General features: G+C 63.8%; 15 protein-coding genes and 1 pseudogene. 6 read left to right on the top strand and 10 right to left on the bottom strand.

All coding sequences use genetic code 11. From position 1 onward, the window contains the following. Nucleotides 1-103 precede the first annotated feature (103 nt). From IVA82_RS26430 to pqqA, 8 genes are all read right to left on the bottom strand, one after another. The gene (locus tag IVA82_RS26430) at nt 104-1951 is read right to left on the bottom strand and encodes a 2-oxoacid:acceptor oxidoreductase subunit alpha (RefSeq protein ID WP_247389792.1); all 1848 of its coding nucleotides are present in this window, start codon (nt 1949-1951) and stop codon (nt 104-106) included. Next, on the bottom strand, nt 1921-3720 hold the full coding sequence (locus IVA82_RS26435) for an FAD-dependent oxidoreductase (protein ID WP_247389793.1): 1800 nt from the start codon (nt 3718-3720) through the stop codon (nt 1921-1923). The genes IVA82_RS26430 and IVA82_RS26435 overlap by 31 nt, the downstream gene beginning before the upstream one ends. Before the next feature lie 250 nt (nt 3721-3970). After that, the gene (gene pip / locus IVA82_RS26440) at nt 3971-4957 is read right to left on the bottom strand and encodes a prolyl aminopeptidase (protein ID WP_247389794.1); all 987 of its coding nucleotides are present in this window, start codon (nt 4955-4957) and stop codon (nt 3971-3973) included. Then, the gene (gene pqqE, locus IVA82_RS26445; protein ID WP_247389795.1) at nt 4954-6144 is read right to left on the bottom strand and encodes a pyrroloquinoline quinone biosynthesis protein PqqE; all 1191 of its coding nucleotides are present in this window, start codon (nt 6142-6144) and stop codon (nt 4954-4956) included. Before pqqE ends, pip begins: the two co-directional genes overlap by 4 nt. Next, a complete protein-coding gene (pqqD, locus tag IVA82_RS26450; protein ID WP_148743477.1) occupies nt 6141-6452 on the bottom strand; it encodes a pyrroloquinoline quinone biosynthesis peptide chaperone PqqD in 312 nt (103 codons plus the stop codon). The genes pqqE and pqqD overlap by 4 nt, the downstream gene beginning before the upstream one ends. Nucleotides 6453-6462: 10 nt before the next feature. Further along, entirely contained in the window at nt 6463-7242 is a 780-nt protein-coding gene (pqqC, locus tag IVA82_RS26455; RefSeq protein ID WP_247389796.1) for a pyrroloquinoline-quinone synthase PqqC, read from the bottom strand. Continuing rightward, a complete protein-coding gene (gene pqqB / locus IVA82_RS26460) occupies nt 7239-8168 on the bottom strand; it encodes a pyrroloquinoline quinone biosynthesis protein PqqB (RefSeq protein WP_247389797.1) in 930 nt (309 codons plus the stop codon). The genes pqqC and pqqB overlap by 4 nt, the downstream gene beginning before the upstream one ends. A 151-nt stretch (nt 8169-8319) precedes the next feature. Continuing rightward, nucleotides 8320-8400, bottom strand: a complete 81-nt coding sequence (gene pqqA / locus IVA82_RS26465) for a pyrroloquinoline quinone precursor peptide PqqA (RefSeq protein ID WP_007595659.1) — start codon at nt 8398-8400, stop codon at nt 8320-8322. A 248-nt stretch (nt 8401-8648) separates the two neighbouring features. Between pqqA and IVA82_RS26470 the strand changes: the two genes are divergently transcribed. The 5 genes and pseudogenes from IVA82_RS26470 to IVA82_RS26490 all read left to right on the top strand — a co-directional run bounded on the left by IVA82_RS26470 (nt 8649) and on the right by IVA82_RS26490 (nt 12565). Next, complete coding sequence (locus tag IVA82_RS26470; RefSeq protein WP_148743480.1) at nt 8649-8906, top strand: hypothetical protein; 258 nt, start codon at nt 8649-8651, stop codon at nt 8904-8906. A gap of 260 nt (nt 8907-9166) precedes the next feature. Then, nucleotides 9167-10567, top strand: a complete 1401-nt coding sequence (locus IVA82_RS26475; protein WP_247389798.1) for an amidase family protein — start codon at nt 9167-9169, stop codon at nt 10565-10567. 2 nt (nt 10568-10569) lie between these two features. Continuing rightward, nucleotides 10570-11046, top strand: a complete 477-nt coding sequence (locus IVA82_RS26480) for a glutathione peroxidase (RefSeq protein WP_247389799.1) — start codon at nt 10570-10572, stop codon at nt 11044-11046. Further along, nucleotides 11043-11300: a DUF3297 family protein gene (locus IVA82_RS26485; protein ID WP_247389800.1), complete on the top strand. Its 258-nt coding sequence runs from the start codon at nt 11043-11045 to the stop codon at nt 11298-11300. The genes IVA82_RS26480 and IVA82_RS26485 overlap by 4 nt, the downstream gene beginning before the upstream one ends. Nucleotides 11301-11426: 126 nt before the next feature. After that, nucleotides 11427-12565, top strand: a pseudogene (locus IVA82_RS26490) (mandelate racemase/muconate lactonizing enzyme family protein). A 199-nt stretch (nt 12566-12764) separates the two neighbouring features. Here the strand turns inward: IVA82_RS26490 and IVA82_RS26495 are convergent. Together IVA82_RS26495 and IVA82_RS26500 are read right to left on the bottom strand one after the other, a co-directional pair. Continuing rightward, nucleotides 12765-14117 carry a malonyl-CoA decarboxylase gene (locus IVA82_RS26495; protein ID WP_247389801.1) on the bottom strand — a complete coding sequence of 451 codons (1353 nt, stop codon included), beginning with the start codon at nt 14115-14117 and terminating at the stop codon, nt 12765-12767. 268 nt (nt 14118-14385) lie between these two features. Further along, nucleotides 14386-15183 (bottom strand): helix-turn-helix transcriptional regulator, encoded by a 798-nt coding sequence (locus IVA82_RS26500; RefSeq protein ID WP_247389802.1) that lies wholly within the window; start codon nt 15181-15183, stop codon nt 14386-14388. A 62-nt stretch (nt 15184-15245) separates the two neighbouring features. On the opposite strand from IVA82_RS26500, the gene IVA82_RS26505 reads away from it, so the two are divergent. Continuing rightward, nucleotides 15246-16418 carry an MFS transporter gene (locus IVA82_RS26505; RefSeq protein ID WP_247389803.1) on the top strand — a complete coding sequence of 391 codons (1173 nt, stop codon included), beginning with the start codon at nt 15246-15248 and terminating at the stop codon, nt 16416-16418. The last annotated feature ends 357 nt before the right edge of the window (nt 16419-16775 follow it).

Genomic DNA, 16775 nt, shown 5'->3' on the forward strand with positions numbered 1-16775 from the left:
AGGAAGAAGAAAGGTGTGAATGCCCGGGCATAGGCGAGCGGAAGCGACGCCGTCCTTCGGACGGCTATGCCCGGGCATGACGACGGAGAGAGTGACGCGTAGGTCATGACACGGCCTTGCGGAGCGGGGTCACCTTGAGGTGATCCTGGTGGTCGCCAATGGCTTTGGCGATGAAACGGGCGGTGATCGGCGAGCCGTCGTAATGCACGATCGGCACGAGCCGCACCGGGTCGATGCCGTTCTCGTTGACAATGAGCTGGCGGAGCTGGCTGTCGCGGTTCTGCTCGACCACGTAGACGAAGTCGTGCTCGGCGAGGAAGCTGGCGACACTCGAGTGGAATGGGAAGGCACGGATGCGCAAGCGGTCGAGCTGATGCCCGCGCGCTTCCAACAGTTCGATCGCTTCGTCCATCGCCGGCGAGGTCGAGCCGAAATAGATCACGCCATATTTGGTCGGCCGTTCCGCATTGGCCTGGAGCGGTCGCGGCACCAGGTCCTGTGCGGTCTCGAACTTGCGCATGAGACGCTGCATGTTGTCGGCATAGACCGAGCCTTCCTCGGAGTAACGCGCATAGCGGTCGCGCGAGGTGCCGCGGGTGAAGTAGGAGCCCTTGGTCGGATGCGTACCGGGATAGGTGCGGTAGGGAATGCCGTCGCCATCGACATCGAGGTAGCGGCCGAAGTCGCGGCCTTCCTCCAGCATCTCGGCGGTCATCACCTTGCCACGGTCATACTGCTTGGCGTCGTCCCACTTCAGGGGACGGCAGAGGCGGTGGTTCATGCCGATATCAAGGTCGAGCATCAGGAAGATCGTGGTCTGAAGCCGCTCGGCGAGATCGAAGGCGGCTGCCGCGAACTCAAATGCTTCCGCCGGATCCTCGGGGAATAGCAGCACATGCTTGGTATCTCCATGCGAGGCATAGGCGCAGGCGATGATGTCGCATTGCTGAGTGCGGGTCGGCATGCCCGTCGAAGGTCCGGCGCGCTGGATGTTCATGATCACGGCCGGAATCTCGGCGAAATATGACAGGCCGATGAACTCGGTCATCAAGGAGATGCCGGGACCGGAGGTCGCGGTGAAGGCGCGGGCGCCGTTCCAGGAGGCGCCGATCACGATACCGATCGAAGCCAGCTCGTCCTCGCCCTGCACGATGGCGTATTTCGCCTTGCCGGTCACAGGATCGTGCCGGTACTTCTTGCAGTGGCTGGTGAAGGCCTCCGCCACCGAGGAGGACGGCGTAATCGGATACCAGGCGCACACGGTGGCACCGCCATAGACGGCGCCGAGTGCGGCTGCGCTATTGCCCTCGATGAAGATGCGGTCGCCGACCTTGTCGGACTTCTTGACGCGCAAGCCGATCGGGCATTTCAGGTTTTGCAGCGCCCAGTCGCGGCCGAGATGCAACGCGTGAACGTTGGAGGAGAGCAGCTTCTCCTTGCCCTTATACTGCTCGCCGATCAGCTGCTCGATCAGCTTCGGATCCATGTCGAGCAGCGCCGAGAGGCTGCCTAGATAGATGATGTTCTTGAACAGCTGACGCTGGCGCGGATCGGTGTAGGTCGAGTTGGTGATCGCGGTTAAGGGAACACCGATCACGGTGATGTCGTTGCGGAATTTGGTCGACGGCATCGGCTTGGTCGAATCGTAGAACAGATAGCCGCCGGGCTCGATGCCGGCGACGTCCTTGTCCCAGGTCTGCGGATTCATCGCCACCATCATGTCGACGCCGCCGCGGGCACCGAGATGGCCATCTTTCGTCACCCGCACCTCGTACCAGGTCGGCAGGCCCTGGATGTTGGAGGGGAAGATGTTGCGTGGACTCACCGGCACGCCATGACGCAGAATCGCACGCGCGAACATCTCGTTGGCGCTGGCCGAGCCCGATCCGTTGACGTTGGCGAAACGGACGACGAAGTCGTTTACGCTGCTGATCGGCTTTTTGTCGGACATGATGATCCTGCGTACGTCATTTCGATGAAATACTTCTGCATGTCCCAGGCGCCGGTGGGGCATCGCTCGGCGCAAAGGCCGCAATGCAGGCAGACGTCCTCGTCCTTCACCATCACGCGCCCGGTCTTGAGATCGCTGGAGACGTAGAGGTCCTGGTCGGGACGGGGCGAGGGCGCCTTCAGGCGCTGGCGCAGATCGGCTTCCTCGCCATTCTCTGTGAAGGTGATGCAATCCATCGGGCAGATGTCGACGCAGGCGTCGCATTCGATGCAGAGCGACGTCGAGAATACGGTCTCCACGTCGCAGTTCAGGCAGCGTTCGGCCTCGCCCAGCGCCAGCTTGACGTCGTAGCCGAGCTCGACCTCGGTGCGGATGTCCTTCAGCGCGACGACCTTGTCGCGATGCGGCACCTTGTAGCGCTTGTCGTTGGAGATGTCGTTGTCATAGCTCCATTCGTGAATGCCCATCTTCTGCGAGGAGATGTGCACCTCCGGCAGCGGCCGTTCGTTGATGTCCTCGCCCGAGAGCATCCTGTGGATCGACAGCGCGGCATCATGGCCGTGCGCGACCGCCCAGATGATGTTCTTCGGCCCGAACGCAGCGTCGCCGCCGAAGAACACCTTTGGATTGCTCGAGACGAACGTCTTCGGATCGACCTTCGGCATGTGCCATTTGTCAAATTCGATGCCGCAGTCCTGCTCGATCCAGGGAAAGGCGTTCTCCTGGCCGACCGCGACCAGCACGTCGTCGCATGCGAGCGTCTGGTCGGGCTCGCCCGAGGGCACCAGGTTGCGGCGGCCCTTGGCGTCGTATTCGGCTTTCACCCTCTGGAAGGTGATGCCGGTGAGCTTGCCATTGTCATGGATCAAGGCGACGGGGACGAGGAAGTTGAGGATCGGGATGTCCTCATGGATCGCGTCCTCCTTCTCCCAGGGCGAAGCCTTCATCTCCTCGAAGCCGGAGCGCACGATCACCTTGACATCTTCGCCGCCGAGCCTGCGCGCGGTGCGGCAGCAGTCCATCGCGGTGTTGCCGCCGCCGAGCACGATCACGCGCTTGCCGATCTTGTCGGTGTGGCCGAACGACACCGAGGACAGCCAGTCGATGCCGATATGGATGTTGGCCGCGGCTTCCTTCCGGCCGGGAATGTCGAGCTCGCGGCCACGCGGCGCGCCCGAGCCGACGAAGATGGCGTCGTACTTCTCCGCGAGCAGCGCCTGCATGCTCTCGATGCGATGACCGCCCTTGAACTCAACGCCGAGGTCCAGGATGTAGCCGGTCTCCTCGTCGATCACCGAGTTGGGCAGGCGGAATTTCGGGATCTGCGAGCGCATCATGCCGCCCGCTTCCGGATCGGAATCGAACACGGTGCAGTGATAGCCGAGCGGCGCGAGATCGCGCGCGACCGTCAGCGACGCCGGACCGCCACCGACCAGGGCAATACGCTTGCCGTTCTTGGGCGAGGGCTTCGGCAGGCGCTGCCTGATGTCGTCCTTGAAGTCGGCGGCGACGCGCTTGAGGCGGCAGATCGCGACCGGCGTTTCCTCGACGCGTCCACGGCGGCACGCCGGCTCGCAGGGACGGTCGCAGGTGCGTCCCAGAATTCCGGGAAACACGTTGGATTTCCAATTGATCATGTAGGCGTCGCTGTAGCGGCCTTGGGCGATCAGTCGGATATATTCGGGAACCGGGGTGTGTGCAGGACAAGCCCATTGGCAATCGACCACCTTGTGAAAGTAGTCGGGGGCCGCGATATCGGTCGGTTTCATTCCTACCCTGTCCGCACAGGCTCAAGACCCGGCGGCCTTTTCTTGAGCTTGGCGAACGCCTAACGCGCGTCGATCTGGTTTCTGAATAGCATCATTGGGTTAGCTTATTAGAACCGCTCCGAAGTACAACGGCAAAATTGGGAAATCACCGGCTTTCATGGGAGCTGCGCGCGCACAGCATTAACGGCTGCGCGCGACGTGCGGCAGTGCAGCATCTCGCGATGCGTGTAAGACGGTAGGAGACAGATCTCTATCGCGCGGTCTTCGAAGCAAGGTCCGCAATCGACTTCATGACCGCGTCCCGCACGCCGGCATCATAGAGCGAATGTCCGGCTTCTTCCACGATGCGAATTTCGGAATCGGGCCAAACCTGCGCGAGCGCCTGCGATGTCTCAGGCGGGCACAATAGATCATAGCGGCCCTGAATGATGATGCCGGGAATGCTGGCGAGCCGGCCCACATTCCGCAGCAGCTGGTGTTCGCTCATGAAGCTGTCATTGACGAAATAGTGCGCCTCCATGAACGGCGTTGCGGGCAAAGTCCGCCATACGTTCAGCGAGGCCAGGTCCAGGCGCGTCCGCGCCGGCTTGTGTTCCGACAATGCTCGCTCGGTGTCGTGCCAGGCCCGCGCTGCCGGGCCATGCACGGCCGGATCGGAGTCGAGAATGCGGCGCCAATAGGCATGCACCGGTCGCTCGCGTTCTTCGGGTGGCAGCAAGGTCAGGAAATCCGCGTGAAGCGCGGGATAAAACTGCGCCAGGCGTGCAGCGAAGGCCGCCTCGACCTCGGCCCGCGTGCCCAGGAAGGTCGCGCGCAGTGCGATGCCGGAGACACGATCGGGATGGGCCTCTGCATAAGCCAGCGCCAAGGTCGCGCCCCAGGAGCCGCCGACCACCATCCAGCGTGCAAAGCCGAATTTGTCGCGGATCTTCTCCATGTCCGCGATCAAATGCTGCGTCGTGTTGTGCTCGCGCGACCCCTTGGGCCGGCTGCGGCCGCAGCCGCGCTGGTCGAACAGCACAGCGCAGAAGCGGTCAGGATCAAACAGCCGGCGATGGTCGGGCTGACAGCCGCTGCCGGGTCCACCATGCAGATAGATCGCCGGGATGCCGTCGGCGCGGCCGACGCTTTCGACATAGAGCTCGTGGCCGTCGCCGACGTCGAGCAACTCGGAGGTCAGCGGCGCAAAGGGATCGGCACGCTTGGCCGATGCGGCCGCGTCGGCGTCAGGCATCATTCGGATTCCAGAGTGCCGCCGGCAAAATTGCGGTAGAGGAAGCGGTTGGTCTCGCCTTCGGCCTCGCGCTCGGCCTGCTTGAAGATGGTCTCGTGCAGCGGCGACAGGGCGCAGGCCGGATCGGTGTTGGCAGCATCGCCCGTCAGCGCAAAAGCCTGGCAACGGCAGCCGCCGAAATCGATCTCGCGGAATTCGCAAGATTTGCACGGCTCCTTCATCCACCCCGTGCCGCGATAGCGGTTGAAGGCGTCCGAGTTCTGCCAGATCCAGGCGATCGAATGGTTGGAGCGCACGGATTCGAACTCGAGCCCGGTGATGCTCTCGGCGGCATGGCAGGGCAGCACCTTGCCTGCCGGCGAGATGTTGAAGAACTGCCGGCCCCAGCCGCCCATGCACTTCTTCGGCCTCAGCGCGTAATAATCCGGCACCACGTAGTCGATCGCGAGCGTGCCCTTCAGCCGCTCGCGCGCCTCCTCGACGATGCGGGTGCACTCCTCTAACTGCGCCACCGTCGGCATCAGCGCGGCGCGGTTCTTCAGCGCCCAGCCGTAATATTGCACGTTGGCGACCTCCAACCGGTCGGCGTCGAGATCGACCGCCATCTGGATGATCTCGGGAAGCTGGTGCAGGTTCTGGCGATGCATCACTGCGTTCACGGTGAGCGGCAGATCGAGCTCGCGCGTCCATTTCGCGACTTCGAGCTTCTTGCCGTGCGCGCCCTTGTAGCCGGCAACGCGGTCGGAAAGACCTTGTTCAGTGCCCTGGAAGCTGATCTGCACGTGGCAGAGCCCGGCATCCGCAAGATCGCTCAGTTTCTCGCGCGTCAGCAGCACGGCCGAAGTGATCAGATTGGTGTAGAGGCCGACGTCGCTGGCATGCTTGACCAGCTCGACGAGGTCTTTCCGCGCCGTCGGCTCGCCGCCGGAGAAGTGCACCTGAAGCACGCCGATCTCGGAAAGCTCGCTCAACACCTTCTTCCATTCCTCGGTGGTCAGCTCCTTGCCGGAGCGGTCGAGCTCGACCGGATTGGAGCAGTATGGGCATTGCAGCGGGCAGCGATGAGTGATCTCGAGCAACACCGCAAGCGGAATGCCGAAGGTCTCCGCCGTCGAGCGCTGCTTCTCCAACACTGCGAGGCTGTCGCTGGCGTCGGGCGGGATGGTTGGATTACCGAGCAAATCGCTCATGACGTCTTCTCCCGGGCTTCGGTGAGAAAGCCCTTGTCGGCGAGATCCTGGAGCATGGCGATCACGTCGGTCAGGATCGCCTCGCGCGGCGCGGCGTATTTCGCCGCCAGCTGGTCGGAGATGTCGCCGACGCTGCGCTCGCCGTTGCAGAGCTGCAAGACCTCGACCGCGATCTCGTCCGGCGCCAGCACCCGCTCCGGCGCCAGGATCACCCAGACTTGCCGCGTCTCGTCATATCTGAGCTTGGCATGCCGCGGCAGCACCGGCCGGCTCGGCTCGCTGACGCTGATGTGACGCGGCCCGGCCATCGATTGCTCCTCAGCTCGCCTTGGGCACGAACGCGCCCGGCGGAATGTGCCCCTCGACATAGGCGTGGTAGAGCGCGTCGAGCTGCACCCACAGCACGTTGGTCTTGAAGATCAGCGCGTTGCAGACGGCGGCGCGCTGTTCCGGTGTCGTCGCGTGCTTCCTGACATAGTCGAGTGCAAAGCCGGCATCGCGGGGCGCCTGTGCCAGGCGGCGCTTGAAGTAGCTCATGGTGTCCGGATTGACGAAGTCATAATGCTCCAGCATGCCGGAGATGCGCTCTTCGTGCAGGTTCGGCGCGAACAGTTCAGTCAGCGAGGAGGCGATCGCCTCCAGCGGGCTTTTCTCGCGGCAATAGTGCACGTAGGCCTCCACAGCAAAGCGCGTCGCCGGCAAGATGCCCTCAGTCGATTCAACGTAGGCCGTGTCGAGCCCGAGGCCGTCGGTCAGCTTGAGCCAGCGCTCGATACCGCCTTCGCTGCCGACGTCGCCATCATGGTCCTCGATGCGGTGGCGCCATTCCACGCGCGTGGCGCGGTCGCGGAAGCGCGAGATCACCACCGCGTCCTTGATCGGGATCGTGCTCTGGTAATAGTAGCGGTTCAGCGCCCAGGCCTGGACCTGCCCCTTGTTCAGCTTGCCGCCGTGCAGCAGCTTATGGAACGGATGCAGGTTGTGATAGCGCGTAGCGCCGATGTGGCGCAGCGTCGCCTCGAGTTCCTCGGCCGAGCTGAGCCGGATGTCCTTGCCGATCGAGAGCGCGGTCATTCCTGTCAGTGACGCGGCATTCACAGCACGATCTCCGTTCCGTCGGCGGGTATCTGCCAACCCGCCTGTTCGGCCGCCTTGCGCTCGGGCGAGGAGGGCAAGAGAGCCGGATTCGAGTTATTGATATGCAGAAACATCTTCCTGTCGATAGTAAGATCGGCAAGCCGCGCGATCGCGCCGTCCTCGCCCGACATCGCGACATGTCCCATGCTCTTGCCGGTCTTGTGGCCGAGCCCGATCTTGATCATCTCGTCGTCCTGCCACACCGTGCCGTCGAAGAACACCAGCGCCGCGCCGTCGATCTCGGCCTTGAGCGCGTCGGTCACCTCGGCACATGCGGCGAGGAAATAAAAGCTCTTGCCGGCCGACCTGTCCGTAATCTTCAATCCAAGGGTATCGCCGTCGCCAGTCTCTCCGCCGGGATGCGCCTTGCCTTCGAGATACCAGGCCGACTTGCCGGGCACGGCGAATGGCAGCACCTCGATCCCCGAACGCGCGCCGTCGGGCAGTCGCGGCTCGAATGGCTCGCTGATGTCGATCGGCTGCCGCCGCACGTTCTTTTCGTTCAGCACGTTGAAGATGCTGTTGGCCTTCAGAATCGCCAGCACCTTTTCATGGGCATAGACGGTGAACGGCGAACCCTCGCGCATCGAGAGCAGGCCCGCCACCGCATCCACCTCGCCATTGGTCAGAATCACGCCGGCGATCGGCGTGTGACGTAGCGTGCCCGCCTTGGGATGCAGTTGCGGCGCGGCATTCAGCTGCTGGCGCAGATCGGGCGAGGCGTTGATCAAAAACCAATGCTCGCCGTCGCCGCTGAAGGCGACCGAGGCTTGCGTCCGCACAAGCTCATGGCCGTTGGCACGGGCTGCCCGGCAGCCCTCGCATCCGCAATTCCATTGCGGAACTCCGCCGCCGGCTGCGGCGCCCAGGACGACGACGCGAAGCATGATCCGTCTCCTGGAGGGAACGTTGCGAGGTGGATCTCAGGTCAACACAAATGCCGTCTTTCGGAAACGCATTGTGTCCGAAAGAACCCCACCTGCCCGAAACAAGGCGACCGAACGATCCACCTGCGCTGAACGCAAATGCACCAACCGCTTACTTGCGGGTGGCGCTCACATACATGTTGATTTCCATGCCGCAAGGCACTTCGACGATCTTGGGGGCTTTCCAGGCCATTTCGGCTCTCCATTTTCAGAATTCGGACGTATCCGCCCATGCCTTAAACTAGTGCCGGCGCAAAACTTCGCCAGTTAAATCTTGGCTAAAGGCCTCATGTTGCGCCGCGAAATATGGACTTGGAACACCGCTTTTGGTGAGGCAGTCTTGCGTTCGGCGCATTCGGTCGCGAACCCTGCCCTGATAAAGCAGTTGTGAGTGCAGTGCAGCTTTCAATCCGGTACAGGCGGCCCAATTGGATCTCGGTAATGCCCAAATACTTCTTCAACACCCGCATCGGCGATGAATTGATCGTAGATCCTGAAGGCGAGGATCTGCGCAATCCGGATCGTGCCTGGGAGGTTGCCCGCCAGATGATCCTGGAGGTGCTGAAATCCGAGGGGACCCAGCCGGCCCTGCTCGAGGCGGTGATCGAGGTCACCGACGTCGCCGGCGACATCGTGCTGGAATTCCCCTTCACCGAGGCGCTGCTGGACATGCCGGATCAATCGGCGACGAGGCATTAGCGGCGTGCGAGGTGTGCTCCCTCCCCCGCCTGCGGGGAGGGCTGGGGAGAGGGTGCTTCCACGAGCGAGAACCCCAAGAGGAGCGAGCCCTCACCCGGCGCTTTGCGCCGACCTCTCCCGCAAGCGGGAGAGGTTAGGGAGCCCGTGGCTTCGATCGACCAAGCCAATCACCCGCTGACATCCCACCTTCGCCCCTGCGAAATCCGCATGGCTTTGCCGCTGTCCCGGCGCTAAAAGACGCCGGTCATACGGAGCAAGCCATGCAAGATCTCTGGCGCCTGTCGGCCGCCGACCTCGCCGACCTCGTCAAGTCCAAAAAGGTGTCCGCCAGGGAGGCCGCCAAGGCCGGCCTCGCCCGGCTCGATGCGGTCAACCCCAAGCTCAATGCGGTGATCGACCATCGCCCGGAGGACGTGCTCAAGCAGGCCGACGCCGTCGATGCGGCGATTGCCCGGGGTGGGGATCCCGGCGTGTTGGCCGGCGTGCCCGTCACCATCAAGGCCAATGTCGACCAGGAAGGCTTTGCCACCACCAACGGCCTCAAGCTCCAGCGCGACTTGATCGCCCGGGACGACAATCCGGTGGTCGCCAATTTCCGCAAGGCGGGCGCCGTTCTGCTCGGTCGCACCAATTGCCCGGCCTTTTCCTATCGCTGGTTCACCACCAATCTGGTCCATGGCGACACCAAAAACCCGCGCGATGGCTCGCTGACCCCCGGCGGCTCGTCTGGTGGCGCCGGTTCGGCGGTCGCGGCCGGCATCGGCCATATTGCCCATGGCACCGATATCGCCGGCTCGATCCGCTACCCCGCTTATGCCTGCGGCGTGCATGGCTTACGCCCGACCCTGGGCCGGATTCCGGCCTTCAACGCCGCGCTGCCCGAGCGCCCGATCGGGCCGCAGATCATGGCGGTGTCGGGGCCGCTGGCGCGCACCGTCAACGACATCAGGATTTCGCTCGCCGCCATGGCGGCGCGCGACGTCCGCGATCCCTGGTTTGTGCCGGCGCCGCTCGAAGGTCCGGCGCGGCCGAAGCGCGCCGCGCTCTGCCTCAATCCGGACGGGCTAGTGACCACGCCGGAGGTGAAGGCGGCTGTCATCGATGCCGGCAAGCGGCTGGAGCGCGCCGGCTGGACCGTCGAAGCGATCGAGAACACGCCGCCGATGCGCGAGGCGGTCGAGTGGCAGACAAAGCTCTGGCTCGGCGACGGCTACGAGGCGCAGTTGGAAATGGCCGAACGCGAGGGCGATCCCGGCGCGCTGGCATGCCTGCGCGGCAATCGCGCCAAGGTCACGCCGCTCGACCAGGCGAATTACGCCAAGGCGCTGACCCGCCGCGCCACGCTGACCCGGGACTGGATGCTGTTCTTCGAGCAATACGCGGTGGTGCTGACGCCGGTATCCGGCGAGCTGCCGTTCCCGGATCAGCTCGACCTCAAGGACGACGAATCTTTCAGGCGCGTTTGGGAGGCGCAACTGCCGCAGATCGCGATTCCCTTCATGGGACTGCCGGGCCTGATGGTCTCGACCGGCCTCGTGGGCAAGGCTCCGGTCGGCGTGCACATCGTCTCCGGCCGCTACCGCGAGGACCTTTGTCTGCTCGCAGGCGAAGCGATCGAGGCCGGCGGCGTGCCGCCGTCGCCAATCGACCCCGTGGACTGATGATGTCGACCATCTACGACTTCAAGGCCAACTCGCTTGCCGGCGATGAGGTGCCGATGCGCCGCTTCGAGGGACAGGTGCTGTTGATCGTCAACACCGCGAGCAAATGCGGCTTCACGCCGCAATATCGCGGGCTCGAGGATCTGCACCGCGATCTCAATCCGCGCGGTTTCTCGGTGCTGGGTTTTCCCTGCAACCAGTTCGGCGCGCAGGAGCCGGGGCAGGCCAGCGAGATCCAGGCGTTCTGCTCGACCAACTACGACGTCACCTTTCCGCTGTTCGAGAAGATCGACGTCAACGGCAGCAATGCGCATCCTTTGTATGAGTACCTGAAACGCCAGCAATCCGGCCTGCTTGGCGCCTCCATCAAATGGAATTTCACGAAATTCCTGGTGGACCGCGCCGGCAAGGTGATCGTGCGCTATGCGCCGACAGCACGGCCCGAAGGATTGCGGCAGCAAATCGAGACCCTGTTATGAGCGAGACAATCATGAGCGACGAATTTCCGGACCGCCTGTCGGTCGATCCGAACAGCCCCTATTACAACGCGGAGATCCTGGCGCGCGACGTCGGCATCCGTTTCAAGGGCGTCGAGAAGACCAATGTCGAGGAATACTGCATCAGCGAAGGCTGGGTCCGCGTCACCGCAGGCAACGCCAAGGACCGCCACGGCAACCCGCTGACCATCAAGGTGCACGGCCCGGTCGAGCCGTATTTCCGGGATAAGAAGTAAGCCCGCGCTATCACCCCGTCATTGCGAGGAGCCCCTTGCGACGAAGCAATCCAGAATCTTTCCTCGGGTAGCAGCCTGGATTGCTTCGCTTCGCTCGCAATGACGAAAGTAAAGAGCTGAACAACCATGTCTGTTCGCATCGTCGATGTCCGCGAGATCACAAAGCCGATCTCCTCGCCGATCCGCAACGCCTATATCGACTTCACCAAGATGACGACGAGCCTCGTTGCCGTCGTCACCGACGTCGTCCGCGATGGCAAGCGCGTCGTCGGCTACGGCTTCAACTCCAACGGCCGCTACGGGCAGGGCGGCCTGATCCGCGAGCGCTTTGCTTCGCGCATCCTCGAAGCCGATCCGAAGTCGCTGCTGAACGGGGCGAGCGACAATCTCGATCCCGACAAGGTCTGGGCCGCGATGATGGCCAACGAGAAGCCGGGCGGCCATGGCGAGCGATCGGTTGCGGTCGGCACCATCGACATGGCGGTGTGGGATGCGGTGGCGAAGATCGCGGGCAAGCCGCTATTTCGGCTGCTGGCCGAACGTCACGGCCTCACGGCCAATCCGCGCGTCTTTGTCTACGCCGCCGGCGGTTATTACTATCCCGGCAAGGACCTTTCGATGCTGCGCGGCGAGATGCGCAGCTATCTCGATCGCGGCTACAACGTCGTGAAGATGAAGATTGGCGGCGCGCCGATCGAGGACGACCGCACCCGCATCGAGGCGGTGCTGAAGGAGATCGGCAAGGACGCGCAGCTCGCCGTCGACGCCAACGGCCGCTTCGATCTGGAGACCGGGATCGCCTATGCCAAGATGCTGCGCGACTATCCTTTGTTCTGGTACGAGGAGGTCGGCGATCCCCTCGACTATGCGCTCCAGGCTGCACTCGCCGAAACCTGTTCAGCCACCAGGACGCCCGCAATCTGATCCGCTATGGCGGCATGCGCCCGGACCGCGACTGGCTGCAATTCGATTGCGCGCTGTCCTATGGCCTGTGCGAATATCAGCGCACGCTGGAGGTCCTGGAGACTCATGGCTGGTCGCCAAGCCGCTGCATCCCGCATGGCGGCCACCAGCTGTCGCTCAACATCGCGGCCGGCCTCGGCTTGGGCGGTAACGAGAGCTATCCCGACCTGTTCCAGCCCTATGGCGGCTTCCCCGATGGTGTGCGCGTCGAGAACGGCCACATCACCATGCCGGAGCTTTCAGGCATCGGCTTCGAGGGCAAGTCGGATCTCCACAAGGAGATGAAGGCGCTGGCGGAATAGGGGGCGCGAAGGTCGAGCCCATTGTTCGGTGTCGTCCCGGACAAGCGCGACTTAAGCGCGCTCCGATCCGGGACCCATAACCCCAGCGAGAAGTCGTTGTGCGAGCCGGTAACTCCGAGTCCCGTAACCACACCCTCCTGTGGGTATGGGTCCCAGATCTGCGCTTCGCTTGTCCGGGACGACGATCGAGAGCGGGTAGCTACGACAACCTCATATCCAGCCGCCGCCGCCCTTCGCCTTTCAGCAGCTTCTTTACCGCGCTTGAGGCCACGACCTCGCCGTCGTTGGCGTAAGCCTCGTGGTTCTTCTCGATGTCGTCGAGGCGGTAGAGATAGTTGACCATGACGCCCGCGGACTCCCGCATGCCCTTGGGCGAGAGATCGCCGAGCCAGTTGATGCGCTCGAGCCGGGCGCCGTTGCCGAGATGGAAGCGGGCGACCGAGTCGATCAGCCGGCCCTTCGGCGTGCGTGCCTTCAGGAAATAATGGGCGGCGAGCGGTTCAACCAGGCCGCGCAGCTGCGCGGTCGCATCCGCATCCTCGAACCATTTCGGCTCGTCCAGGCGCTTCAGCAGCTCGCGGTCTTCGTCCGAGAGCGGCAGGTCCTTGTCCTGCTTCATCCACGGCATGAAGCCCGGCACCGGCGACAGCGTCACGAAATTGTCGAGCTTCGGCAGTTCGCGGCGCAATTCCTCCACCACCTGCTTGATCAGGAAGCTGCCGAACGAGATGCCGCCGAGACCGCGCTGGGTGTTGGAGATCGAATAGAACACGGCGGTACGCGCCCGCTCGATCGGGACCGGCTGGCGGTCGACCGCGAGCAGCGGCGCGATCGCGCCGGGAATCGTCTCCGTGAGCGCCACCTCGACGAAGATCAGGGGTTCGTCGACCATGGCGGGATGGAAGAAGGCGTAGCAGCGGCGGTCGACCGGATCGATGCGGCGGCGCAGATCGTCCCAATCGCTGATCTCGTGCACGGCTTCGTAACGGATGATTTTTTCGAGGATGTTGGCCGGGGTCGACCAGTCGATCCTGCGCAGCACGAGAAACCCCCTGTTGAACCACGAAGAGAGCAGATGCGACATGTCGCGATCGAGCGCGGCGAGATCGGTGTGCCCATTCATCATTCCGAGCAGATCGGCGCGCATCTTGACGAGATCGCCGGTGCCGCCGGGCGCACGGTTGAGGCGGCGGATCAACTCCTGCCGCCGCGGCTCGGAGGCGAAATGCAATGAACTTGCGTCGTCGTCGCTGGGCCCGGCGCGCCACGTCTCGACCGCTTTTGCCAGACGTTCCCGATCCGGTCCGAAATCGCGCACCAGCGCCTCGAAGAAGGCACGGCGCCCCGCCGCGTCCAGATCCTGATAGAGGTCGAGCACCTCGCGCGCCATGGCGGTGCCGGAGGCTTCGCCCCGGCCCGAGAGCAGCGCGCCGCAGAGCTCGATCAGGCCGTCGGCATCCTGCTTGGTATCCGCGGAATCGCCGCGCCGAAGCAGCGTGCGACCGCGCTCGGAGATCGTGGCAAGCAGATCGGAGAAGAAGGCATTGGCCATCTGGGCTTTTCGAATCCGGTTTGTGCGGTGCGGGAAGCTTACACAGGATTTAGGCGGAAGCCGATCACAATCAAGCAGGGGAAGCCTGCATCTTCAGCTGTGCCATGCGCCGCAAGAAAGCTGTCATGCCCCGCGAAGGCCGTCATGTCATCCGACGCCGTCATGCCCCGCGAAGGCGGGGCATCCGGTACGCCGCGGCTCCTCCGCCGTCTCTGGAATACTGGATCGCCCGCCTTCGCGGGCGATGACACCGAGGGTGAGGCAGCAGCTACCCCTTCCCCGCAAACTCCGTCGGCGTCCGTCCCGTCACCTGACGGAACGCGGCTGAGAAGGCGGGCACGCTGGCATAGCCGAGCTGGGCCGCGAGCTGCTTGACCGAGACGTTGGCATCCGTCGACAGTCTTTCGATCGCCGCCGCGATGCGAGCGCGCTGGCACCAGCTCTTGAAGCTCAATTGTATCTCGCTCGAGAACAGTCGCGACAGCGTGCGTGCGGAGGTACCGACGTCCCGCGCCAGCGTGTCGATGTCGTGCAGGCCGGTGGGATCGTCGAGCACGATCATCGCGGCACGCCGGCAGCGCGGTTCGCGCGGCAGCGGTACGAAGGTCGCGGAATCCTCGGCCTGGTGCAATTCCAGCATCAGCAGGCGGACCAGCAGCTCGGTGCGCTCGGCCGTGTTGCGGGCATCGAACAGCGCGAGAATCGCCTGATGTAGCAGTGGCGACACCCGCACCACGAACTCCGTGGTCAGGCCCTGATAGCGTTGTTCGCGTTTCAGCCAGGGCAGGTCGAAATACAGCGTGCGCATCTCGATGTCGGCGAGCAGATCGATGGCATGCTCGAGCCCGGCCGGAATCCAGACCGCGCGGTCCGGCGGGACCAGCCAGCGCCCTTTGGGCGTCGTCACCTGCATGGTGCCTTTGGCCGCATAGACCAGCTGCGCCTCGCGATGCAGATGCGGATCGATCCGTAAGCCCTTGGGATAGTCGCGCGCGACCAGGTGCACGCCCGCGGGTGAGCGATGGTTGCCCCGGACCTCCCGGATTGGCGTTTCGACGACAGTCATTGGCAGCATCCCGTCATGCGCCCGACCTATAACCGATTTCGGAGCAGGAGAGGATTCCCCGTATGAACAGTCCCGGCCGGGTGATCGGCTTTGTCAACGCAGGCCATTTCATCGACCATTACGCGATGCTGATCTTCGCCGCCGCCGTGATCATCATGGGGCCGGCGCTCGGCATGGCCTATTCGGAGCTGCTGCCCTATGCGACGCCGGGCTTCGTCGCCTTCGGCGCGGGATCGCTTTTGACCGGTTGGCTCGGCGACCGCTGGAGCCGCCGCCACATGATGCTGATCTTCTTCGTCGGCATTGGCGCGGCCATGATTTCGGTCGGCTTGGCGCAGACCCCGTCGCAGCTCGGCGCGGCGCTGTTTGCGATCGGCATCTTCGCCTCGATCTATCATCCCGTCGGCACCGCGATGATCGTGTCCTATGCCGACAAGCTTGGCCGCGAGATGGGGCTGAACGGCGTCTGGGGCAATCTCGGCGTCGCCTCGTCTGCGCTGGTCACCGGCGTGATCGGCCAGTATCTCGGCTGGCGCTTCGCCTTCATCGTCCCCGGCGTGGTCACGATCCTGATCGCCATCGCTTTTGCAGTGATGGTCGTGCATGAGGACCGCAAAGGGAGCAAACAGGCGGCGGCTCAAGCGCGGGTGGCAAAGCAGGACATGTGGCGGGTGATCCTGGCGCTCTTGATCGTCGTCATCGCGATCTCCACGACCTTCAACGCGGTGACGGTGGCACTGCCAAAACTGTTCGCGGAGCGGCTCGCCGACCTCACCAAAAGTCCGGCGCTGCTCGGCGTCATCGCGGCCTGCGTCTACGTGTTCGGCGCGATGACGCAGTACACGATCGGCCGGCTGCTCGACCGCTATTCGCTGAAGACGGTGGCGCTGCCGCTGTCGTTCATGCTGGCGCCGTTCCTGTATCTCGCCGCGAGCCTGTCCAACCTGCCGCTGATCCTGGTTTCGATCGGCATCGTCATGGGCGCCTTCGGACAGGTCACGGTCAACGACGCCATGGTCGGCAAATACACCACCGAAGAGTGGCGCTCGCGCGCCTATGCCGTACGCTATTTCGTCGGCTTCACCGCTGCCGGCGCCTCCGTCGGCCTGGTTGCCTGGCTCTACGAGCAGGGCGGCTTCGTCACCATGCTGCACGCCTTCGCCGCACTCTGCCTGCTGGCGATTGCAGCCGCGCTCATCCTGCCCCGCGAGATCAGGACGCCGCAGCCGGCGTGAGGGTAGTCCCGGCTATCTCCTGTTCGGCAGGAATTGCGATGAGTCCGCCGGCGCGCGCCACATCGTCATTGCGAGCGAAGCGAAGCAATCCAGAATCCTTCCGCAGAGGCATCCTGGATTGCTTGTGCGCCAGGCAAGCTGGCGCGGTCCAACCGGTGGAAGTCCGGTCCGGGTAAGCCATAGCGGGCGCCCGGTAGTGAGTGTTGCGGTGTCGTCGGCGACGGCGGCAGCGAAGCGTACACAACGATGCTGTGGGGTGGCTATTGAGCCGCGAAAGACAGAAACTCGCAGAGGCCGAGGCGGTAAGCAACGTCGAAGGCAACATGTGCGGTCCCGTTATGCGAGGGGCTGACGCTC

It is taken from the genome of Bradyrhizobium sp. 142 (assembly GCF_023074015.1).
Taxonomy (GTDB): domain Bacteria; phylum Pseudomonadota; class Alphaproteobacteria; order Rhizobiales; family Xanthobacteraceae; genus Bradyrhizobium.

Bases quoted from the DNA above. Each gene is read 5' to 3' on its own strand.
- pqqB (WP_247389797.1), bottom strand. From the start codon at position 8,168: ATGCTTCGCGTCGTCGTCCTGGGCGCCGCAGCCGGCGGCGGAGTTCCG.
- pqqA (WP_007595659.1), bottom strand. From the start codon at position 8,400: ATGGCCTGGAAAGCCCCCAAGATCGTCGAAGTGCCTTGCGGCATGGAA.
- IVA82_RS26500 (WP_247389802.1), bottom strand. From the start codon at position 15,183: ATGACTGTCGTCGAAACGCCAATCCGGGAGGTCCGGGGCAACCATCGC.
- IVA82_RS26430 (WP_247389792.1), bottom strand. From the start codon at position 1,951: ATGTCCGACAAAAAGCCGATCAGCAGCGTAAACGACTTCGTCGTCCGT.
- IVA82_RS26505 (WP_247389803.1), top strand. From the start codon at position 15,246: ATGAACAGTCCCGGCCGGGTGATCGGCTTTGTCAACGCAGGCCATTTC.
- IVA82_RS26435 (WP_247389793.1), bottom strand. From the start codon at position 3,720: ATGAAACCGACCGATATCGCGGCCCCCGACTACTTTCACAAGGTGGTC.
- pqqD (WP_148743477.1), bottom strand. From the start codon at position 6,452: ATGGCCGGGCCGCGTCACATCAGCGTCAGCGAGCCGAGCCGGCCGGTG.
- IVA82_RS26480 (WP_247389799.1), top strand. From the start codon at position 10,570: ATGTCGACCATCTACGACTTCAAGGCCAACTCGCTTGCCGGCGATGAG.
- pqqE (WP_247389795.1), bottom strand. From the start codon at position 6,144: ATGAGCGATTTGCTCGGTAATCCAACCATCCCGCCCGACGCCAGCGAC.
- IVA82_RS26470 (WP_148743480.1), top strand. From the start codon at position 8,649: ATGCCCAAATACTTCTTCAACACCCGCATCGGCGATGAATTGATCGTA.
- pip (WP_247389794.1), bottom strand. From the start codon at position 4,957: ATGATGCCTGACGCCGACGCGGCCGCATCGGCCAAGCGTGCCGATCCC.
- IVA82_RS26485 (WP_247389800.1), top strand. From the start codon at position 11,043: ATGAGCGAGACAATCATGAGCGACGAATTTCCGGACCGCCTGTCGGTC.
- IVA82_RS26475 (WP_247389798.1), top strand. From the start codon at position 9,167: ATGCAAGATCTCTGGCGCCTGTCGGCCGCCGACCTCGCCGACCTCGTC.
- IVA82_RS26495 (WP_247389801.1), bottom strand. From the start codon at position 14,117: ATGGCCAATGCCTTCTTCTCCGATCTGCTTGCCACGATCTCCGAGCGC.